Origin of the sequence: Ensifer aridi, assembly GCF_002078505.1 — a bacterium.
GTDB lineage: Bacteria > Pseudomonadota > Alphaproteobacteria > Rhizobiales > Rhizobiaceae > Sinorhizobium > Sinorhizobium aridi.
In genome coordinates this window covers 401,873-423,542 of sequence record NZ_LUAV01000016.1, presented here as the reverse complement: position 1 = coordinate 423,542, position 21,670 = coordinate 401,873, and the positions used below count along the sequence as shown (strand labels likewise).

Here is a 21,670-nt window from a genome sequence, read left to right as displayed (position 1 = left end):
GTCAACAACGATTTTCAAAAAAATGACAGAAAATCGTAAGTGACTGTTTCCAGAGGAAAATCCAGACAGAGCGAAAAGCCACGCAAAATTGCCACCAAAAACGGCAGTCGTCGTAGCGTTCCGGCCTTCGTCGGGATGCTGCGGTATATGGTTAACAAAATCTGCCTTTCAAGGGCCCCGCTGGCGCGAATTTCTTCGCCGGTAGAAGGCGCTTCTCCACCCAGGCCGGGGACTGATAGTCTGTCCCAGTCTTTATCAGGGGGAGAACTCGACAATGCTTGTACTCGATGCGGCCGAGACGCGCGCAGCCCTGCCCTGGGGCGGACTTGTCACCGCGCTTGAAGACCTGTTCGCCAAGGGCTGCGTCATGCCGGTACGGCACCATCACGATGTCGAAGTTCCGGGCGAGGCCGATGCGACGCTGCTCCTGATGCCCGCCTGGCGACCGGGCGCCTATATGGGCGTCAAGATGGTCTCGGTTTTCCCGGGCAACCAGACGCGCGGCCTGCCGGCGATCCACGGCAGCTATCTGCTTTCCTCCGGCAAGACCGGCGAATTGCTGGCGATCCTCGATGGCGGAGAGCTCACCGCCCGCAGGACGGCGGCGGCTTCCGCGCTCGCCGCCCGCTATCTTGCGCGGCAGGATGCAAGCTCGATGCTGATGGTCGGAACGGGACGGCTGTCGGCCAACGTCATCGAGGCTCATGCATCCGTCCGCCCGATCCGCAAGGTGGCAGTCTGGGGGCGCGATCCGAAGAAGGCGGAGGCAACGGCAGAGGAGCTCGACCTCGGGAACATCTCGGTGTCGGTGGCGACCGATCTCGAGGCGGCGGCGAGGGAGGCGGACATCATTTCCTGTGCGACGCTTTCTTCCGAGCCGCTGATCCGCGGCGACTGGCTGAAGCCCGGAGCGCATCTCGACCTCATCGGCGCCTTCAAGCCGACCATGCGCGAATCGGACGACCGTGCCGCCACCCGTGCCAGCATCTTCGTCGATACGCGCGAGGGCGCGCTCAAGGAGGGCGGCGACATCGTCCAGCCGCTCAAGGCCGGGCTCATCACGGAAGCCGCGATCCGCGCCGATCTCTTCGCGCTCGCCCGCGGCGAACATCCCGGACGCACCGCTCCCGACGAAATCACGCTGTTCAAATCTGTGGGCGCGGCGCTCGAGGATCTGGCCGGCGCGGTGCTCGCATTCGAGGCGAAGCGGGGCAAGGTATAGGTTTTGCGCCCGCCCGGCGGCGGTTCACCGAATCGTGACGGTTGCCGCCGGGGACCTGGATTGACGCCGCATGGCCTTGCCGTACCCTCGGCCAGCAAACAGGGCGGAGGGAGCAAAAATCATGGTCAGGGGAGTCGGACGCATCATCGGAGCGGCAATGCTGGCGCTCGGCCTTGCCGGGAAAGCCGCCGCGGCCGACATCGGCAATTGGGATGCGGTCGTTGCCGAGGCGAAGGGCCAGACCGTCTACTTCAATGCCTGGGGCGGGTCGGAAAACATCAACGCCTATATCCGCTGGGCCGGAGACGAGTTGAAGAGCCGCTACGGTGTTTCCGTCGTCCACGTGAAGCTCGACGACACCGCGAAAGCGATCGCAACCGTACTAGCGGAAAAATCGGCGGGAAAGGACGAGGGCGGCTCCGTCGATCTCGTCTGGATCAACGGCGAGAACTTTGCGGCGATGAAGCGCGAGGCGCTGCTTTACGGCCCCGGCTGGGCGACGAAATTGCCGAGCTGGCGCTATGTCGATCACGAGAACAAGCCGACGGTGCTCAAGGATTTCACCATTCCGACCGATGGGCTGGAGAGTCCCTGGGGCGGCGCGAAACTCGTGTTCTTCTACGACACGGGCCGCACGAAGGCAGGCGAGCTGCCGCGATCGGCGGCGGAGCTCCTGAAATGGGCCGAGGCAAATCCGGGGCGATTTTCCTATCCGCAGCCGCCGGATTTCACCGGCTCTTCCTTCCTGAAGCAGGTGCTGACAGAGCTCATCCACAATAAAGCCAAGCTGCAGCACCCCGTCGACGACGCCACGTTCCAGGCGGATGTCGCACCGCTTTTCGCCTATCTCGACAAGCTCACGCCGTTCCTTTGGCGCAAGGGCAAGGCCTATCCGCAGAACTATCCCGACATGAAGCAGAAGCTTGCCGACGGCGAGCTCGACATCATCTTCGCTTTCAACCCGGCGGAAGCCTCCTCCGCAATCGCCAATGGCGAGCTGCCGGACACGGTGCGTTCCTTCGTCTTTTCCGGCGGTACGCTCGGCAACACCCACTTCGTCGCCATCCCCTATAATGCGACGGCGAAGGCCGGCGCGCTTCTCCTTGCCGATTTCCTGCTCTCACCCGAGGCGCAGCTACGAAAGCAGGACCCGAAGGTCTGGGGCGATCCGACGGTGCTGTCTCTCGCAAAACTTCCGGCCGCCGATCGAGCCGCATTCGGGCGCCTGGATCTGGGCGTTGCGACACTCGGGCCGGACGAGCTCGGACCTATGCTCGATGAGCCGCACCCCGACTGGATGACGCGGATCGAAGCGGAATGGACCCGGCGCTATGGCGCAGGCAATTAAGCGAGCGCGGCGCGAAGCGTCCCGAAAGCCCGGAAAGCGTCGTCTCAGCGCAAACGCGTTCCTCGTCCTCATCCTCGGGCTGCCGGTCTTTGCAGGCGTCGCCGGGGTAATCCTGCCGGCCTTCGGCTACCTGCCTGCGCTCGGCGGCCTTCACCTCAAGCTTGCTCACCTTACCGAGCTGGCGCAACAGCCGCACATTCTTCGCTCTGCGCTCACCGGTTTCTTCGCAGGCCTGATCACCACCTTTGCCGCCCTGGCGATCGTCGGCGGCTTCGTGGCAGGCTTTGCCGGCACTTCGGTCTTTACCCGCATCCAGCATCTGGTGTCGCCGCTCCTTGCCGTTCCGCATGCGGCGGCGGCCTTCGCGTTAGCCTTCCTCGTCGCGCCATCGGGCTTCCTGATGCGGCTCATCTCGCCCGAGCTCACCGGTTTCACGCGGCCCCCCGATTGGCTTGTTCCGAACGATCCTTACGCGCTCTCGATGATCGCCGGCCTCGTCACCAAGGAAGTTCCCTTCCTCTTTCTGGTGACGCTTGCCGCCCTGCCGCAGCTTGCCGTCTCAAGAGCTGGTCAACTGACGGCGGCGCTCGGCTATGGGCGCATCTCCGGCTTTGCAGTCAGTCTCTGGCCGGCACTCTACCGGCAGATCCGTCTGCCGGTCTTCGCCGTGCTCGTCTATTCGGTCTCCGTCGTCGATGTTGCGATGATCCTCGGGCCGCAACTGCCGCCAACATTGCCCGTGCGCATCGCCCAGTGGGCGGCGTATCATGATCCCGATCAGCGATTTCTCGCATCCGCAGGTGCCCTCTTACAGCTTGCGGTCGTTCTCGCCGCAATGGCGGTATGGATCGCGCTCGAAAGGCTCGGAAAGATCGCTTTGGCCCGCCTGACCCATTCGGGGCGACGCCTTGCGAGGGACGGCGCAGTTCGCGTCGCCTCCGCCCTCGCCATGACCGCCTGCGCGGCCGTCATCTTCGTCGGGCTCGGCCTTCTCGCGATCTGGTCGGTTGCCGGCCTCTGGCCATTTCCGGACGCGCTGCCCGGGCAGCTCACGCCGGAAACCTGGTTGCGTACGCTTCCTCGACTCTGGGCACCACTTGGCACCACGATAGCGCTTGCGCTCTCGGCGGCATCCCTGGCGCTCCTCTCAACGATCCTGCTGCTTTACCGCAACGGCACCGCGGGCGGAGACAGGACACCCGGCCACTATCGCTTGCTCTATCTGCCGCTGCTGGTGCCGGAGATCAGCTTCGTCTTCGGCCTGCAGATCCTGATCGTTTCGGCGGGCTTCACACCGGCTTTTCCGAGCGTGTTCGCCATCCACTTTCTGTTCGTGCTCCCTTACGTCCTCCTGTCGCTCTCGGCTCCTTGGCGCGAGCTCGATCCACGCTTCGAAACGATCGCCGCCGGCTTCGGCAAGTCCGCGCTCGAAATCCTGCTGACGGTCCGCTTGCCGCTGCTCTTTCGCGCCTGCCTCACCGCGCTCGCCGTCGGTTTTTCGGTTTCAGTCAGCCTGTACCTGCCGACGCTCCTCATCGGCGGCGGGCGGCTGACGACGATCACGACGGAAGCGGTGGCGCTCGCCTCGGGCGGCGATCGCCGGGTGATCGGCGTCTATGCTCTCCTCCAGGCGTTCCTGCCCTTCCTGGCATTTCTCGTTGCATCGCTCGGACCGCAGTTGCTATTCCGCAACCGGCGGGCAATGAGGACGTGAATGCAGGAAATCACCGGGTCAATATCGACCAAGACCAGACCTTTGACGCTGTCGGACGTGACGATCCGCCTGGGTAGCCGCACGCTGCTTGCCGTCTCGGCGAAGGTGATGCCGGGGGAGGTGCTGACAATCATGGGCCCGTCCGGCTCCGGCAAATCGACGCTGCTTGCCTTCGCGGGCGGTTTTCTTGACCGAGCCTTCGAGGTGAGCGGGCGGCTGTTGATCGGGACCAAGGACCTCACGGACACCCCCGCCAACCAGCGCCATGCGGGCATCCTGTTCCAGGACCCGCTGCTCTTTCCGCATCTTTCCGTCGGCGGCAATGTCGCCTTCGCCATCCCGCCGGCCGTCAAGGGGGGCAAGGCGCGCCGCGCGCTGGCAGAAGCAGCGCTCAAGGAGGTAGGGCTTGGCGGTTTCTTCGACCGCGATCCGGATACGCTCTCCGGCGGCCAGAAGGCGCGCGTGGCGCTGCAAAGAGTGCTCGTATCTGCACCTGAGTTTCTGCTGCTCGACGAGCCCTTCTCGAAGCTCGATGCGCCGCTCAGGCGCCAGATGCGCGAACTGGTCTTCTCCAAGGCGAAGGCGGCCGGATTGCCGACCATTCTCGTAACCCATGACGGCGCCGATGCTCAAGCCGCCGGCGGCCGGGTGATCGAGATCGGCATCGAGGAGAAGGCCTGATGCGGACGCTTCCCTCCCTGCCGGTGCGCGAGATCCTGCCTCAGCTCGCCGAGGCGCTCAAAGCCTCCGGATCCGTCGTGCTTTCCGCCCCGCCCGGGGCCGGCAAGACGACGCTGGTGCCGCTTTTCCTGCTCGACCAATCGTGGCGTGGCGACGGCAAGATCATTCTGCTCGAACCGCGTCGGCTCGCCGCACGCGCCGCGGCCGGACGCATGGCCGAGCTCCTCGGCGAGAAGCTGGGCGAAACCGTCGGCTACCGAATGCGGCTCGACAATCGGGTTTCGGCGAAGACCCGAATCGAGGTGGTGACCGAGGGCGTCTTTGCCCGGATGATCCTCGACGATCCCGAGCTTTCCGGCGTTTCAGCCGTTCTCTTCGATGAGTTCCACGAGCGCTCGCTCGAGGCCGATTTCGGCCTGGCGCTGGCGCTCGACGTGCGGTCGGCGCTGCGCGACGATCTGAAGCTCATCGTCATGTCGGCGACGCTCGATGTGGATCGCGTCGCCAAGCTCATCGGCGATGCGCCAATTCTCAAGAGCGAAGGCCGGAGCTTTCCGATCGACATTCGCTACGAGAACAGAAATACGGGCGAAAGCGTCGAGGAGGCGATGGTCCGGACGATCGCCGAGGCGCACCGATCCGAAGAGGGCTCGATCCTCGCCTTCCTGCCCGGGCAGGCCGAGATCGCCCGCACGGCCGAACGCCTCGCCGGGCGCTTCGGCGAGGCGACCACGATCGTGCCGCTCTACGGCAATCTGAGCCAGAAGGAGCAGGATGCCGCGATCCGGCCGGCGCCGAGAGGCATGCGCAAGATCGTGCTTGCGACGTCGATCGCCGAAACCTCGATCACCATCGATGGTGTACGGATTGTCGTCGATAGCGGTCTGCAGCGGCTGCCGGTGTTCGAGGCCTCGACCGGGATCACGCGGCTCGAGACCGTGCGCGTCTCGAAGGCCTCGGCCGACCAACGCGCCGGCCGTGCGGGAAGAACAGAGCCGGGCATCGCGATCCGCCTCTGGCATTCCGGACAAACGGCGGCGCTTCCCGCCTTCACGCCGCCGCAGATTCTTGCCAGCGACCTTTCCGGCCTGCTGCTCGATCTTGCCCACTGGGGTGTGACCGATCCATCGTCGCTGAAATTCCTCGATCCGCCGCCGGAAACGACCTTGCGCGAGGCCCGCAGCCTGCTCGTCGAGCTCGGTGCGCTCGACGCCAATGGCGCGCTGACGCCGAGGGGTCGCCAGGTCCGCGATCTGGCCCTGCCCGTGCGGCTTGCCGCGATGGCGGTTTCGGCGGCCGAGGAGAGCCAGGCACAGGAAGCCTGCCTCATCGCGGTGATGCTCACCGAACAGGGCCTCGGCGGCAACAATATCGATATCGAGGAGCGGCTGCGCCGATTCCGGAGCGACCGGGGCGAGAGGGCGGAAGCGGCGCGCGGTCTTGCGAGACGCATGGTCGCGGACCTCGGCGCGTCGCAGACCAATGGCGAGCGCGCACTGCCCGGCCAACTGCTGATGCACGCCTTTCCCGACCGCATTGCGCTGCAGCGCGGCGGGCGCGGCCGCTTCGTCATGGCGAACGGACGCGGCGCCGAGGTGCCGGAGACCGAGCAGCTTGCGGCGGCGGAGATGCTGGTCATTGCCGACCTCACGGGCCGGGCCGGGGCGCAGCGGGTGCTGGCAGCGGCCGAGATCACCCGGGCCGACGTTGAGGCGCATATGCCCGGAGCGATCGTCACCGAAGAGCAGAGCTTTTTCGACCGGGCGAGCCGGCAGGTGCGCGCCCGCCGGGTGACGCGGCTCGGAGCGATCGTCTTCGAGGAAAAACCGCTGCCGCGTCCGAGCGGCGAGGCGGCGGCGCGGGCGCTCGCCGAGGGCGTCCGGCAATTGGGGCTCGCTGCAATACCACTCCCGAAGGACGTCGAACAGCTACGCGACCGCATCGGCTTCCTGCATCGATCGATCGGCGAGCCTTGGCCCGACATGTCGGATGCGGCGCTGATATCCCGGCTCGACGAATGGTTCGTTCCCTTTCAGCAAGATGCGGGCGGTATCGACGGTATCAAGGGCCGCGATCTTGCCGAGGGCCTCCTGTCGCTCGTTCCTTACGACCTCCAGCGCGATCTCGCGAAGCTCGCGCCGACGCATTTCGAAGCGCCGACGGGACAGCGCCATCCGATCCATTACGATGGCGACGAGCCGCTCTTGTCGATCCGCGTGCAGGAACTCTTCGGTCTGAAGACGCATCCGGCGATCGGCGACGGTCGCCTGCCGCTGCTGCTGGAGCTGATTTCGCCCGGCCATCGGCCGATCCAGACCACCCGCGACCTCCCGGGGTTCTGGGCGGGCTCATGGAAGGATGTGAGGGCCGACATGCGCGGGCGCTACCCGAAGCATCCCTGGCCGGAAGACCCGGCCAACGCGATTCCGACGACACGGGCGAAACCGCGGGGGACCTAATCCGGATGGGGATGAATGCGGCACTTTATAAATGCCGGGAACGGATTAGAGTCCGGTGAAATGCAATGGGCGCCCACATTCGGACGCTTCGCGGAACGGAAGACGGCATGGCAACGGCGACATTCTACAACGAGCTCAACAGCAATCGCAGCCTGAGGCTGCAGACGCTCGTTCGCCTGCGCTGGCTGGCGGTCGGCGGCCAGTCGCTCGCCGTCATCATCACAGCGCTTTGGCTGCAGTTCCCGCTACCGCTCGTGTCCTGTTCGGCGCTGATTGCGAGCCTGGCGCTCTTGAACGTCTTTCTCACGATTCGCTATCCGGCGACGCAACGGCTGACGCCACCTGCGGCCTTCGTGCTGCTCGGCCTCGATCTGGCGCAACTAACGGCACTGCTCTTCATCACCGGGGGCCTCTCCAATCCTTTCGCGCCGCTGCTCTGCGTGCCGGTCATCATCTCCTCGGCGTCGCAGCCGAAGCCGCACAGCATCGTGCTTGCGGGCTTCGCCGTCATCGGCGTCACCGTCCTCGCCTTCTCGCCCTTCCCGCTGCCCTGGTACCCGGGCACCGTTCTCTTGATCCCGCGGGTGCTGACGGCGGGCATCTGGTTCGCGATCGTCTCGATGACCGCCTTTGCCGCCTTCTACACCTACAGGGTCTCGCTCGAGGCGAGCGAACTCTCGGAGGCGCTGACCGCGACGGAACTCGTGCTGCAGCGCGAGAAACATCTGTCGCAGCTAGACGGGCTCGCGGCGGCCGCCGCCCACGAACTCGGCACGCCGCTTGCGACGATCAGCGTCGTCGCCAAGGAGATGGAGCGGGAGCTCGGCGACGATCCGCGCTTCGGCGAGGACGTCCATCTGTTGCGCAGCCAGAGTGAGCGCTGTCGCGACATCCTGAAGCGGCTGACGACGCTCTCGTCCGAAAGCGAGGAGCATATGCGGCTCCTGCCGCTCTCGTCGCTGATCGAGGAGGTGATGGCGCCGCATCGCGAATTCGGGATCGAGATCGAGCTCAAGGAGAAAGGCGACCGCTCGTCCGAGCCGGTCGGCATCCGCAATGCCGGAATCCTCTACGGCCTCGGCAACCTGCTCGAGAACGCGGTGGATTACGCGCGCAGGAAAGTGACGGTCACGACGGAACATACCGCTGAGCGGGTGCGGGTGACGATCGAGGACGATGGAGACGGTTTCTCGCCTGACATTCTCGCGAGAATCGGCGAGCCCTACGTCACGCGGCGACAGAAGGACGACAGTGCCGGAGGCCTCGGTCTCGGTCTCTTCATCGCCAAGACGCTGCTCGAGCGCTCCGGCGCGCGGCTGCGCTTCGAGAACGGCGGCCCGGATCGTCCCGGCGCCCGGGTCAGCGTCGAATGGCCGCGCGCGCTGATGGATGCGAAACTGGCGAAATGACATTTGGCAGCTTATTGAAGAGGGGCGTGAGAAAGCCCACATCGTGTTTGCCGAGAACAGGCCCGGGTTTCTGCCGCGGGCCCGTTTTCGCACAGGGATTTGAGAAAAAATGATCGAAAAATCGACGGCTGCATCAAGTACCCACACCGCGGATGCCGACCTGATCGGACCTGACAGAACCCTGCTGATTGTCGATGACGACGGGCCGTTCCTGCGCCGCCTGGCACGGGCGATGGAGGCGCGCGGTTTTGCGGTCGACATCGCCGAATCTGTCGCGGAGGGGATCGCCAAGGCCAAGACCCGCCCGCCGAAGCACGCAGTCATCGATCTCAGGCTTGGCGACGGCAGCGGCCTGGACGTGATCGAGGCGATCCGCGGGCGCCGCGACGACACGCGGATGATCGTGCTGACCGGCTACGGCAATATCGCCACCGCTGTCAACGCGGTGAAGCTCGGCGCTCTCGACTATCTCGCAAAGCCGGCGGATGCCGACGACATCTTCGCGGCGCTGGTCCAGCGCCAGGGCGAACGGGTGGAGCCGCCGGAGAATCCGATGTCGGCCGATCGCGTCCGCTGGGAACACATCCAGCGCGTTTACGAGATGTGCGACCGCAACGTCTCGGAGACAGCGCGGCGCCTCAACATGCATCGCAGAACACTGCAGCGCATTCTGGCGAAGCGGGCGCCGAAGTAATCGCTAATCTCGGCTCCCGCCCAGAATGTCGCGAATCGAATTGCCGAGCTCGCCGTTGCGCTCCGCGGCCCACTCCGCGAGCATCAACCGCTGCGCGGCGATCCGCGCAAAGGCTTGCGTGACCGATTTTCGCGTTGCCGGGGCGAGGCGGTGTTCCGGCGCATCGCGCAACATATGCGCCTCGTAGCCGTCGGAAAGCATCAGCCCGCATTCTTCCGGAAAAATGTCGAGCGGCACCTCCGCATGGGTCGCGAAGAAAAGGCGATCGCAATGGAGCCGGTATTCCGGCCATTTGCGGTCGACGCGAAAGTCTTCGATCGAGGTCTTGATCTCGACGATCCAGATCTCGCCCTTCGCCGACAGGGAGATGAGATCCGCCCGTCTGCCGCTTGCTAGCGTCAGCTCCGGCAGCACGGCGTGGCGCAGCTCGGCGAGCAGCCGCTGCACGCCGCGGCGCACCTTCAGCGCCCGTTCGGACTGACGCCCGTCGACAAGCGGATTGTCGTCATGGATCGATAGAATCGCCATCGCCTGATCTCGGTCTGTTCCGCGTTCGTCAGCGGCTTTGTTGCAAAAAAGCAATCGTCACGGAATTTGCACTTTTCTGCCGCATTGCGGCGCCGCGATCCCTTGCGCGGCGTCGTGCAATCGAAAATAAGCTGGTCTCGCTGACGGCCGGACATCCCTCCTCCGTATTCTCCTGACTTTCTTTTACGAGACACTCATGCGCTTCCGCAACGCTCTCCTTCTGTGCAGCCTGGCGGCCACCATTGCCCTCGCCGGCTGCTCGCAAACCACCACCACGGCCGGCTCTGCTCCCGAGGGCGTAAAGGTGGCGACGAATCAGATCTTCTCCGGCAATTACGGCGCCATCGAGGACCACGGCTACCCGCTGCCCGCCATTCCGATCAACCGTCTCGACCAGCGCTTCCATCGCCAGATCGTCGATTACGAGACCAAGGAACGGCCAGGCACCATCGTCGTCAACACCCCGAATCGCTTCCTCTACTACGTGCTGCCGGGCGGCAAGGCTGTTCGCTACGGCATCGGCGTCGGCAAGGCCGGTTTCGCCTGGGAAGGCGAGGCCTATGTCGCCTGGAAGCAGGAATGGCCGACCTGGCATCCGCCAAAGGAAATGGCCGAGCGCAAGCCGGAAGTCGCCAAGTACGTCGAAGAAGGCATGGGCCCCGGCATCAGCAATCCGCTCGGCGCGCGCGCGCTCTATCTCTTCAACAAGGACGGCAGGGACACGCTCTTCCGTCTGCACGGCACGCCAGAATGGGCTTCGATCGGCACCGCCGCCTCGTCCGGCTGCATCCGGCTCATGAATCAGGACATCATCGACCTTTATTCGCGGGTCCGCCCGGGCCGCAACGCACGCGTCGTCGTCCAGCAGTAGCGCCGCAGCATACAGGAAAAAAGGGCCGCCCGGTCGATGCCAGGCGGCCCTTTGTCGTTGGCGCATGCCGGGCGAGTTGCCCTCACGCCGACCGTTGCTTCGCCTTGAGCTCCAGACGCCGGCGATGCAGCACCGGTTCGGTATAGCCGTTCGGCTGTTCGCGGCCCTTGAGCACGAGGTCGAGGGCGGCCTGGAAAGCGATCGATTCGTCGAAATCCCCGGGCATCGGCTGGTAACTTGGGTCGCCGGCATTCTGCCGGTCGACGACGGCGGCCATCTTTTTCATCGTCTCGACGATCTGCGCTTCGCTGACGATGCCGTGGTAGAGCCAGTTCGCCATATGCTGCGAGGAGATGCGCAGCGTTGCGCGGTCCTCCATAAGACCGACGTCGTTGATGTCTGGCACCTTCGAGCAGCCGACGCCCTGGTCGATCCAGCGCACGACGTAGCCGAGAATCCCTTGAGCATTGTTGTCGAGCTCGCGCTGGATCTCCTCCTCCGTCCAGTTCGGCAGCGGCACGACCGGTACGGAAAGGATATCGGCGAGCTTGGCGCGACCCCTGCTCTTCAGGCTCGCCTGAACCTCGGCGACGTCGACACGGTGGTAGTGCGTGGCGTGGAGGGTCGCGGCCGTCGGCGAGGGAACCCAGGCGGTGTTCGCGCCGGACTTCGGATGGGCGATCTTCTGCTCCAGCATTGCCGCCATCAGGTCAGGCATCGCCCACATGCCCTTGCCGATCTGGGCGTGGCCGGAAAGCCCGCATTCGAGGCCGATATCGACGTTCCAGTTCTCGTAGGCGCCGATCCAGGCAGCCTGCTTCATGTCGCCCTTGCGGATCATCGGACCGGCTTCCATCGAGGTGTGTATCTCGTCGCCGGTCCGGTCGAGGAAGCCGGTATTGATGAAGACGACGCGTTCACGGGCGGCGCGGATGCATTCCTTGAGGTTGACGGTCGTGCGCCGCTCCTCGTCCATGATGCCCATTTTCATGGTGTTTTCCGGAAGCCCAAGTGCGGCCTCGACGCGCGAAAAAATCTCGCAGGCGAAGGCGACCTCTTCCGGGCCATGCATCTTTGGCTTGACAACGTACATGGAGCCTGCGCGCGAATTTGCCCGGCGGCCATTGGGACCGATGTCGTGAAGGGCGATCAGCGCCGTCACCATGGCATCCATGATGCCTTCCGGAACCTCGCGGCCGTCGCGGTCGAGGATTATTGCCGGATTGGTCATCAGGTGCCCGACATTGCGCACCAGCATCAGCGAGCGCCCGGGAAGCGTCAGCGTCGCGCCGCCCGGCGCCGTATAGTCGCGGTCGGCATTGAGCTTGCGGGTGAAGGTCCGGCCGCCCTTCGTCACCTCTTCCTCGAGATCGCCCTTCATGAGCCCCAGCCAGTTGCGATAGACGACGACCTTGTCCTCGGCATCGACGGCGGCGACCGAATCCTCGCAATCCATGATCGTGGTGATCGCCGATTCGAGGATGATGTCGGAAATGCCCGCCGCATCGGCTTTGCCGATCGGCGTCGTCGCGTCGAGGACGATGACGATGTGAAGGCCGTTCCTGCTGAGCACGATCTCGGTCGGTGCTGCGGCATCGCCGGCATAGCCGGCGAACTGAGCCGGATCGACGAGAGCGGTCCTGGCACCGTCGGCAAGCGTGACGGTGAGCGCCCTGCCGTCGATCGCAAAGGACTTCGCATCGCTCCAGTGACCGGCCGCAAGCGGCGCGCTCGCATCCAGGAAATCGCGTGCCCAGGCAATGACCTTGCCGCCGCGCACCGGGTTGTAGCCCTTGCCGCGCTCGGCGCCGTCCGTTTCGGCAATCGCGTCGGTGCCGTAGAGCGCATCATAAAGCGAGCCCCAGCGCGCATTGGCGGCATTGAGCGCATAGCGCGCGTTCATGACCGGCACGACGAGCTGCGGCCCGGCGATCGTCGCGATCTCGGGGTCGACATTTGTGGTCGAGACAGAAAAGGCAGGCCCCTCGGGCAGGAGATAGCCGATCTCCCACAGGAAGGCTTCATAGGCTTCCATGTCGACCGGCGCGCCGTGCTCGCGGTACCAGGCATCAAGCTTCGCCTGCAACTCATCGCGCTTGGCAAGGAGAGCCCGGTTCTTCGGCGCGAGATCGTGGACGATTTCGGTGAAAGAGGAAAAGAACCGCTCCGGATCGACGCCGGTGCCCGGCATTGCCTCTTCGACCAGAAAGCGGTGGAGCCCCGCATCGATCTTCAAACCATGCTTCTCAATGCGGTCCATGCGGCAGCTCCTGAAATCTCTCTGTTCCATATTCCAATAGGTAGGAGCGGGATGCACATGGAAAAGCGCGGCGCCCGCTCACGCGCGCGGAAAGTCTCTCATCAATCCATTGCCTGTCAATTCCGCAAGGATGCGAAGAATTTTTTCCAAATTAGAAAAGATTAGAGATGTGCAATGCGCGGCCTGCCGCTCGCCGAGGCGATGAAGCGCGCCTCGATGAGCTTGCGGCTGCCCTCGACCTCGGGCGCATCGATTTCTTCCCACATCGTGGCGGCGGGCTCTTCGGCGCCATTCGCGCGTGCGGTCTCGAGCGCCATTGCCTCCGCGCGCCGGCGGGCGATGCCGAAAGCCTCGTCCTGATCGATGAAGCGCTCGCTCGCGCCCGCGCCGTTGACGATGAAAATGCCTTCTTCCGGCGTCGTGACGAATACGGTGACGGTCGCCCGCACCTGGCCGACGACAGCGCCGATGGCATTTGCCACGTCGGCTTCCGCCGGGATCAACGCTTTCGTGCCGAGCATCTCGGCAATCGCCGGATAATAGACCGGCGCGGAGGCGCCGAGGCCGACGAGCGGCCGGTCGAGGCCGATCGAAAAGCGGACGATGCCGGGCTCGCGCTTCAACGCCCGATCGACGGCGAGCGAAGCGGCCGGATCGATGGCGCCGGCGCCGTCCTCGTTGAGGCAGGCCTGCAGGATCACTTCCGAGGACTGGCGCGTCAGCCGGTCGACGATCATCTCAGCGAGAGCCTTCGCCGATGGCGCGATCGGCTGCCCCGAACCGTCCTTGGTTCGGGCGGCGATCTCGAGGCCCAGGCGGGCGGCCTCGGTGTTCCACTGCGCCTGCCGGCCAAGTACGTGCATCGCATCCGACGGGGTCAGGGCGCATATATGCACAAGTCCGCGCGCCACCAGCCGGTCGAGGGTCGCACGCTGGGGCGTGCTGACAAGCAGATCCGCAAGCGCCATCGGCACCATGCCGATACGGTCGTATAGGGCCTGCTCCTGCGGCTGCAGGCCGCTCGCCAGATGCTCGGGCAGGCCGGTGCGGACCGCGAGGCGGCCATCATGGCGGCCGGCATGCGTTGCCCGCAACTGCTTTTCGAGCACCGACAGGACGGCGTCGCCATAGAGCGCCGCGGCAAGGCTCAACGGCAGGAAGCGGCGGGGTCCGAGATCGAGCTTGGCCTTTAGGCCACGATCGTTGATCTTCACTTCGGAGTCGCCGCCGAGGCCGTAGGTGCGCATGGCCACCGCCTCGACCATGGTGCGGAAGCCGCCGACGACCGCCCCTTCCGCATCGAGCCGTGGCCGGCCCGCTTCGAGCACGGCGACGTCCGTTGTCGTGCCGCCAATATCGGAGACCACGGCCCCGTCGAGGCCGGTCAGATATCGGGCACCGACAAGGCTCGCCGCCGGACCGGAGAGGATCGTCTCTATCGGCCTCAGCCGCGCTTCGGCGGCCGAGATCAGCGCGCCGTCGCCGCGCACCACCATCATCGGCACGTCGATGCCGCGGGCCTTGAGGAAGTCTTCGCAGGAGCCGATCAGCCGATCGATCATCGAGACGAGCCGGGCATTCAGCAGCGTCGTCAGCGCCCGGCGCGGTCCGCCGAGCCTGGAGGAAAGCTCGTGGCTGCAGGTGACCGGCAGATGCGAGACCTCGCGTATGCGGTCGCGCACGCGCTTCTCGTGGTCCGGGTTGCGTACCGCGAAATAGCCGGCGACAGCGAAGGACGAGACCTGGGTACCAAGCTTCGGCAGCGCTTGATCGAGCGCCCCCATGTCGAGCGGCGTTTCGCCGCCGTGAACGTTATGGCCGCCGGGGAGGAAAAGTACCGGATCGGACCCGAGCGCCTCCAGAAGCCCGTCGCGCTTCAGATCCTCCGGTCCGAAGCCGATCATCACCAGACCGGCGCGGCCGCCCTGCCCCTCGACGAGCGCATTGGTGGCGAGCGTCGTCGAGAGCGAGACGAGGCTGATCGCCGAGACCGGAACCCCGGCCTTCGCGAGCACGGCTTCGACCGCTCCGGATATGCCCTCGGCGAGATCGTGCCGGGTCGTTAGCGCCTTGGCCTTGGCGACGACGCCGGCAGATTCGCTGAAGAGAACGGCGTCGGTATAGGTGCCGCCGGTGTCGATGCCGAGAAGAAGATGCGAGGTCAATTTCTGCTCAGTCCAAAGTTGAGGATCGGGAGGAGCCCGAACGAGAAGGGATCGTCAGGTGATAGGGCATATTTCGGGAAAAAACCATTGCGCGACAGCGACCTTAACGCGTCGGACTAGGGCAGAATCCAAGCAGCTTACAAGAGTGCAGCGTTGATACCCCCCGTCTGCCCTGCCGGGCATCTCCCCCCACAAGGGGGGAGATGCGCCAGAAGCAAAGCCCCTGCCGACAGCGAGCTCGCAAAAATCGCCGACTTCGACGCGTAGCGTTGATCTGGTCGCGCGGGGCCATCGCAGCTTGCCGATCTCCCCCCTTGTGGGGGAGATGCCCGGCAGGGCAGAGGAGGGTGCAGGCGAGAGACACTACTCCAATCGGGCGGATACTCTCATCGGCAGCCCGCCCTTCGGCTGCGTCGTCAGCCTCTGCACAGGCCAGGGATGCGTCTCGTCTGTCAGGTCGAAACGGAAGCGGTGCATGAGCACTGCGAGCGCGATGACCGCCTCCTGCAGGGCGAAGGTCGCGCCGATGCAGACACGCGGCCCGGCGCCGAAGGGGAGATATTGGAAGCGGTTGATCTTCTCGCGATTTTCCGGAAAGAAGCGTTCCGGCATGAACGCGCGGGGTTTCTGCCAGTAGAGCACATGGCGATGCAGCGTCCAGGGCATGATCAGCACCGATATGCCTTTGCGGATCGGCACACGCTTGCCCTCCGGTGAAGTCCATTCATCCTCTTCGATCGCGGCGCGATTGATCGACGGGGCCGGCGGATAGAGCCTCAATGCCTCCTCGAAGGCGGCGAGCACATGCGGCATACGACCCAGCCAGTCAACCGAATCGGCGCCGCTTGCCATGGTTTCGTCGATCTCCCGCTCCATCGCTTCACGGTAGGCCGGCGTGTTCGCGACACAGTAGAGGCACCAGGCGAGCGCGCGGGCCGTCGTCTCGTGGCCGGCGCCGATGAAGGTCAGGATGTTGTCCTCGATCTCCGAAGTCGAAAGCCCCTCCGGTCCCTCGATCTGAAGCAGCATGGTCAAGAAGTCGTTTGGGACGTCTTCCGGCTGTTCGGCAATTCGCCTCCGGCGCTCCGCCATGGTCGCGGCGACGATGCCGCGGAATCGGCTGAGTACTTTCCGGCCACCGATCCGGGTGAGCCGCGGCACCCATTGCGGCGCGGTCAGCATATCCATTGGATCGACGCGCCCCATCCGCTGGAGCAGTTCCTCGGTACGGGCGGCAAAGCCCCGCTTCTCCACGGCGATCTCGCCGGAGAAGAGCGTTTCAGTGAGGATTTCGAAGGTCAGCTCCGTCATATCGGCGGCAGTGTTCGTGACGAAGGGCTCCGAAACGGCGGGCTCATAGCGCTCAGCGAATGCCTCCGAGACGCTGAGCATCTGGCCGGCAAAACCTTTCGCGTGGCGCGGCGTGAATACCGGCGCCATCGCCTTGCGCGATCTTCTCCAGACCTCCCCTTCCGCCGTCAGCAGGCCGTCGCGCAGAATCGGGCGGAGGATCAGCCGCCGAACTTTCGACATTTCGTAGTTGGCGGCGTTCTCGACGAGAATGTAGCGGATGAGCCCAGGATCGTTGACGATCAGGTTCCGCTGATTCATGAACTTCGTCTCGATCCAGGGCAAGGTGTAGGAGGGCTCGCCCCAGAGCTCGAGCGGGTTGCGCAGAACGGTGCGGATGATCTCGAGCCGCGAAGGAATGCGGGTGCGCGGGACGGGCGCGGGCGGCTCGAACGGCTCCGGTCGCGTGTCCATGTGAAGTGCCTTTCCTGACGTCCCACCGTTTCAGTTTTTACGGCGCAATCAAGAAAATGCTTCACGTGAATCAGAAGGCAAGTCGGGATATGAGACGGTCGCCCTCGTGGCCGCTCACAACAGGCGTTCGAGCTCGGCGCGCTTTTCATTGACGAGCCAGCCGTAATAATTTTCCTCCGGCCAGTGGATCTCGCCGCCGGTGTTCTTCGCCGCAAGCGCGGCCGCGCGCGCGTCGGGGTTGCCGACATTATAGAGCGTTGCCGTTAGGCCCGGATTGTTCGAGATGTCGATGCCGGCGATCGAGCGGTAGACGTCGATCGAATGGCGGATCGAGGCGGCCATGTAGGCAAGCGATACGTCCGGATCCATGATCGCCTCGTAGACGCCGCCGGCGTTGTTCTCGTCGAGGCGCTCATAGCCAGAGACGCGCGAGACCATGTCCGTTAGCATCAGGGCCGTCAAAGGATTGATCTGCCCGAGACCGAAGGTCTGGCCGGCGAAGAAGGGCTGGAAAAAGACGGCGCTGAAGCGATTGTTCGGGAAGGATTTGCCGGCGACGGTGCGGCCGCGGAACTCCCTGTCCCAGACGCGCTCGCGGCAGCTCCAGAGTGCGTAGGAGCCCTTCTCACCGGCGCATTCGGCAAATTGCGGCCGCTCCACGAACTCGGCGATCGACTCGCCGTCATAGCCGAATTGGAAGCTGTTGCCGGCATAGGCGGCGGCCTTGACGTAATAGGACTGCAGCCGGTCATACGCGTCGACATTGTAAGTATGCTCGCCGACGATCGCTCCGATCATGTGAATGGGCGCGATGCCATAGGCTGCCGCGGTCGACTTGATCTTGCCGACGAGCTGACGGTCGGTAGCGAGAAGGTCACGCACCTTCTCGAACTTCGCGTCGAAGGAGGTGCGGCCGGCCTTGGTGCGGCGGACCGAGGCGCCTGGAACTCTCGGCTGCTCGGCATGGCGGTTGCCCTCCGGAACGGCACGGATCTCGGCCGCAGCCGGGGCGCCCGCGGAGAGGCAAAGCGTCGCGATCACAAACAGGCAGGCGGTAAGGCGCACGATCTGGTTTTCCTGTGAGACTTCCTAAGAAACTGGCGGACCCGGTTCGTTCGGGCGCGGCCCCCTAGGGCAAGATCATGTCAGAATGATGCCCTATTTCTTAACGGCTGCCGATCGCTCTAGAGAAAATGAAGGCGCCTGTCGAGTGACAAGCGCCCACAAATCGGTGATCGCAGCAGCGTAAAGCCGCTGTCAGAGGATATAGCGCGAGAGATCGGTGTTGGCCGCCAGATCGCCGACATTCTTGCGGACGTACTCCGCATCGATCGTGACCCCTTGGCCGCCGCTGTCCGGCGCGTTGAACGAAATGTCGTCGAGGACGCGCTCCATCACCGTCTGCAGGCGGCGAGCGCCGATGTTCTCGACATTGGCGTTGAGCTGAACGGCGACCTCCGCAAGCGCGTCGATGGCGTCCTCGGTGAAGTCGAGCGCGACGCCCTCGGTCTCCAAGAGCGCCTTGTATTGGCGGATGAGGCTTGCCTCCGTCTCGGTCAGGATGCGGCGGAAATCCTCCTTGGTAAGCGCGCGGAGCTCCACCCGGATCGGCAGACGGCCCTGCAGTTCGGGCAGGAGATCCGACGGCTTCGACACGTGGAAGGCGCCTGACGCGATGAAGAGGATATGATCGGTCTTCACCGGCCCGTATTTCGTTGCCACCGTCGTGCCCTCGACCAGCGGCAGGAGGTCGCGCTGCACGCCTTCGCGTGAAACGCCGGCGCCGAGGCCGCCATCGCGAGCGGCGATCTTGTCGATCTCGTCGAGGAAGACGATGCCGTCGTTTTCCGCCGCGGCCATCGCCTCGCGCTGGATCTGCTCGTTGTCGAGTAGCTTGTCGGATTCGTCGTTGATCAGCAGCTCATAGGAGTTCTTGACGGTCGTCTTGACCTTCTTGGTCCTGCCGCCGAGCGCCTTGCCAAACATTTCCGAGAGGTTCAGCACACCGATATTGGCGCCCGGCATGCCCGGAATCTCGAAGCCGCCCGGCGTGCCGGTTTCGGCGATATCGACCTCGATCTCCTTATCGTCGAGCTCGTTGGCGCGCAGCTTCCTGCGGAAGGAATCGCGCGTCGCCGGCGAGGCCGTCGCGCCGACCAGCGCGTCGAGCACCCGCTCTTCCGCGTTCTGGTGTGCTTTGGCCTTCACTTCGGCGCGTTTCTTCTCGCGCACGAGCGTGATGCCGACCTCGACGAGATCACGCACGATCTGCTCGACGTCGCGGCCGACATAGCCGACCTCGGTGAACTTGGTGGCCTCGACCTTGACGAAGGGCGCCCCGGCAAGCTTGGCGAGACGGCGGGAAATCTCCGTCTTGCCGACGCCCGTCGGGCCGATCATCAGGATGTTCTTCGGCATGACCTCGTCGCGCAACTCGTCACTGAGTTGCTGGCGACGCCAACGGTTGCGCAGGGCGATCGCCACCGCGCGCTTCGCGTCCTTCTGGCCGATAATGTAGCGGTCGAGCTCCGAAACGATTTCTCTGGGTGAAAAGTTGGTCATCAATTCCTCTCAAATTCCGTCCGCGTCAGCTCCATCAGGAGTGTCCGACCGGACTTGTCTATCCATTCGCCGAAGGGCACGAAGCCGGCCTTCGAATAAGCGCGGACCGCGCGGCGGTTGCCGGCATCGGGATCGATGACGATACGTGCGGCGCCATTTTCGAACAGCCTTCCCGCAAACGCCTTGAGAACGGGCGCGGCAACACCCTTGCCGGTCATCTCGGGCGGGCCAATGAAGATGTCGACGCCGGGCGTGTCGGACGACAGGTCCTTCGCCCAGGGCTCCTCGTCATATTGCGAGGGGATCCAGGACTGGATGTAGCCGGCCGGCTCGCCCTTCACATGGAAGACGAAGCCGTCGACCTCGCCGTTCGCACAACCGTCCCGGATCAATCCGAGTTCCACGTCCGGATCGCCCCACCATTGTCGGACATGCGGCTCCGAAAGCCAGGCAAGCAGCATCGGCAGGTGGCGCTCGGCCACGCGCTCGAAGCTGACATCTGCCGGCTCAGTCCGCATCCAGCGTCTCCACGACGACGTTATGGTTGGTATAAACGCAGATATCGCCGGCGATTTCGAGGGCGCGCCGGGCGATCTCCTCTGCCGACTTGTCGCTGTCCATCAGGGCCTTCGCCGCCGCAAAGGCGTAATTCCCGCCCGAGCCGATGGCGATCGTCCCATGCTCCGGTTCGAGCACGTCGCCATTGCCGGTGATCGCGAGCGTCACCGTCCTGTCGGCGACCAGCATCATCGCCTCGAGATTGCGCAGATATTTGTTGGTGCGCCAGTCCTTGGCAAGTTCGACGGCCGCACGCATCAGCTGATCGGGATATTGCTCGAGCTTCGCTTCCAGCCTTTCCAGGAGGGTAAAGGCGTCCGCCGTCGCGCCGGCAAAGCCGGCGATCACGTCACCTTTCGACAGGCGGCGGACCTTGCGGGCATTGCCCTTCATCACGGTCTGGCCAAGGCTCACCTGGCCGTCGCCCGCCATCACCACCTTGCCGTTCTTACGCACCGTGATGATGGTGGTCGCATGCATCGTTCCGTAGGGATTATGTTCGCTCATGAAGATACCCATGGGCCCCCGGATTGGGGCATTGTGGCTTGAAAGGGCCTGTTGCTCGACGCCTATGTAAGTGTGCCTCACGCGATTGCAAATGTCCCCCCTCGCGACGACCGCGCCCCGAGCGCCCGGCTCGCGCGAATCTCCGTCGCAGTTCTGGATATTTCGCGCCTCCCCTGATATGGAGCGGCTCTGGAGCGGAATGGGCACGCGAGAGCCGCCTTGCAGGTCGCCGTTTCGTCCGACTTCATTGATATCGCTCCGATCGCAGGGTCCTTTTGATCCCGATCTTCGGAGTCGAGCGTAGAGGAGAGCCTGATGGCAGACGTGACGCAGACCCGCACCGGCCAGGTTTCGCGAAAGACGAATGAAACCGCCGTGTCCGTCTCCGTCAACATCGACGGAACGGGCGTGTCGAAGATCGCGACCGGCGTCGGCTTCTTCGATCATATGCTGGACCAGCTCTCGCGCCACTCGCTGATCGACATGGAGATCAAGGCGGACGGAGACCTTCATGTCGACGACCATCACACCGTCGAGGATACGGGCATTGCTATCGGCCAGGCGCTCGCCAAGGCACTCGGCGACCGGCGCGGCATCACCCGCTATGCCTCGATCGATCTTGCCATGGACGAGACGATGACGCGCGCCGCCGTCGACGTCTCGGGGCGGCCTTTCCTCGTCTGGAACGTGACCTTCAGCTCGCCGAAGATCGGCACCTTCGACACGGAACTCGTGCGCGAGTTCTTCCAGGCGCTCGCCCAGCATGCCGGCATCACGCTGCATGTGCAGAACATCTACGGCGCCAACAATCACCATATCGCCGAGACCTGCTTCAAATCCGTCGCCCGCGTGCTTCGCACAGCTACCGAAATCGATCCGCGCCAGGCTGGACGCGTTCCCTCGACCAAGGGCACACTCGCCTGAGCCG

17 protein-coding genes are annotated in these 21,670 nt (G+C 64.5%); 9 read left to right on the top strand and 8 right to left on the bottom strand.

Annotation, left to right across the window (positions count from 1 at the left end):
* Positions 1-274 precede the first annotated feature (274 nt).
* The 7 genes from lhpI to actR all read left to right on the top strand — a co-directional run bounded on the left by lhpI (position 275) and on the right by actR (position 9,527).
* Positions 275-1,222: a bifunctional Delta(1)-pyrroline-2-carboxylate/Delta(1)-piperideine-2-carboxylate reductase gene (lhpI, locus tag AYK65_RS17150; protein WP_046120645.1), complete on the top strand. Its 948-nt coding sequence runs from the start codon at positions 275-277 to the stop codon at positions 1,220-1,222.
* A 121-nt stretch (positions 1,223-1,343) separates the two neighbouring features.
* Positions 1,344-2,570 (top strand): ABC transporter substrate-binding protein, encoded by a 1,227-nt coding sequence (locus tag AYK65_RS17145; RefSeq protein ID WP_081159084.1) that lies wholly within the window; start codon positions 1,344-1,346, stop codon positions 2,568-2,570.
* Positions 2,554-4,284: an ABC transporter permease gene (locus AYK65_RS17140; RefSeq protein ID WP_081159082.1), complete on the top strand. Its 1,731-nt coding sequence runs from the start codon at positions 2,554-2,556 to the stop codon at positions 4,282-4,284. Before AYK65_RS17145 ends, AYK65_RS17140 begins: the two co-directional genes overlap by 17 nt.
* Positions 4,285-4,965, top strand: coding sequence for an ATP-binding cassette domain-containing protein (locus tag AYK65_RS17135; protein ID WP_046120642.1), 681 nt, complete (start codon positions 4,285-4,287; stop codon positions 4,963-4,965).
* The gene (gene hrpB / locus AYK65_RS17130) at positions 4,965-7,424 is read left to right on the top strand and encodes an ATP-dependent helicase HrpB (protein ID WP_081159080.1); all 2,460 of its coding nucleotides are present in this window, start codon (positions 4,965-4,967) and stop codon (positions 7,422-7,424) included. The genes AYK65_RS17135 and hrpB overlap by 1 nt, the downstream gene beginning before the upstream one ends.
* Positions 7,425-7,531: 107 nt before the next feature.
* A complete protein-coding gene (locus tag AYK65_RS17125) occupies positions 7,532-8,833 on the top strand; it encodes an ActS/PrrB/RegB family redox-sensitive histidine kinase (RefSeq protein WP_081159097.1) in 1,302 nt (433 codons plus the stop codon).
* A gap of 109 nt (positions 8,834-8,942) precedes the next feature.
* Positions 8,943-9,527, top strand: coding sequence for a global response regulator transcription factor ActR (actR, locus tag AYK65_RS17120; protein WP_026619427.1), 585 nt, complete (start codon positions 8,943-8,945; stop codon positions 9,525-9,527).
* A gap of 3 nt (positions 9,528-9,530) precedes the next feature.
* Here actR and AYK65_RS17115 read toward each other — a convergent pair whose 3' ends face one another.
* Positions 9,531-10,055: an MmcB family DNA repair protein gene (locus AYK65_RS17115; protein WP_026615230.1), complete on the bottom strand. Its 525-nt coding sequence runs from the start codon at positions 10,053-10,055 to the stop codon at positions 9,531-9,533.
* Between the two features lie 196 nt (positions 10,056-10,251).
* Here AYK65_RS17115 and AYK65_RS17110 point away from each other — a divergent pair, with 196 nt between their 5' ends.
* On the top strand, positions 10,252-10,926 hold the full coding sequence (locus tag AYK65_RS17110) for a L,D-transpeptidase (RefSeq protein WP_081159079.1): 675 nt from the start codon (positions 10,252-10,254) through the stop codon (positions 10,924-10,926).
* A gap of 82 nt (positions 10,927-11,008) precedes the next feature.
* Here AYK65_RS17110 and AYK65_RS17105 read toward each other — a convergent pair whose 3' ends face one another.
* From AYK65_RS17105 to hslV, 7 genes are all read right to left on the bottom strand, one after another.
* The gene (locus AYK65_RS17105; RefSeq protein ID WP_081159077.1) at positions 11,009-13,186 is read right to left on the bottom strand and encodes a malate synthase G; all 2,178 of its coding nucleotides are present in this window, start codon (positions 13,184-13,186) and stop codon (positions 11,009-11,011) included.
* Positions 13,187-13,347: 161 nt separating this feature from the next.
* Complete coding sequence (locus AYK65_RS17100; protein WP_081159076.1) at positions 13,348-15,351, bottom strand: hydantoinase/oxoprolinase N-terminal domain-containing protein; 2,004 nt, start codon at positions 15,349-15,351, stop codon at positions 13,348-13,350.
* Between the two features lie 363 nt (positions 15,352-15,714).
* Positions 15,715-17,115 (bottom strand): cytochrome P450, encoded by a 1,401-nt coding sequence (locus tag AYK65_RS17095; RefSeq protein WP_081159074.1) that lies wholly within the window; start codon positions 17,113-17,115, stop codon positions 15,715-15,717.
* A gap of 114 nt (positions 17,116-17,229) precedes the next feature.
* Positions 17,230-18,180: a DUF1402 family protein gene (locus AYK65_RS17090; RefSeq protein WP_081159073.1), complete on the bottom strand. Its 951-nt coding sequence runs from the start codon at positions 18,178-18,180 to the stop codon at positions 17,230-17,232.
* A 192-nt stretch (positions 18,181-18,372) separates the two neighbouring features.
* Entirely contained in the window at positions 18,373-19,677 is a 1,305-nt protein-coding gene (gene hslU, locus AYK65_RS17085) for an ATP-dependent protease ATPase subunit HslU (RefSeq protein WP_026615236.1), read from the bottom strand.
* A complete protein-coding gene (locus AYK65_RS17080; RefSeq protein WP_046120636.1) occupies positions 19,677-20,195 on the bottom strand; it encodes a GNAT family N-acetyltransferase in 519 nt (172 codons plus the stop codon). The genes hslU and AYK65_RS17080 overlap by 1 nt, the downstream gene beginning before the upstream one ends.
* Positions 20,185-20,742: an ATP-dependent protease subunit HslV gene (gene hslV, locus AYK65_RS17075; protein WP_026615238.1), complete on the bottom strand. Its 558-nt coding sequence runs from the start codon at positions 20,740-20,742 to the stop codon at positions 20,185-20,187. Before hslV ends, AYK65_RS17080 begins: the two co-directional genes overlap by 11 nt.
* A gap of 315 nt (positions 20,743-21,057) precedes the next feature.
* Here hslV and hisB point away from each other — a divergent pair, with 315 nt between their 5' ends.
* Positions 21,058-21,666, top strand: coding sequence for an imidazoleglycerol-phosphate dehydratase HisB (hisB, locus tag AYK65_RS17070; protein ID WP_026615239.1), 609 nt, complete (start codon positions 21,058-21,060; stop codon positions 21,664-21,666).
* The last annotated feature ends 4 nt before the right edge of the window (positions 21,667-21,670 follow it).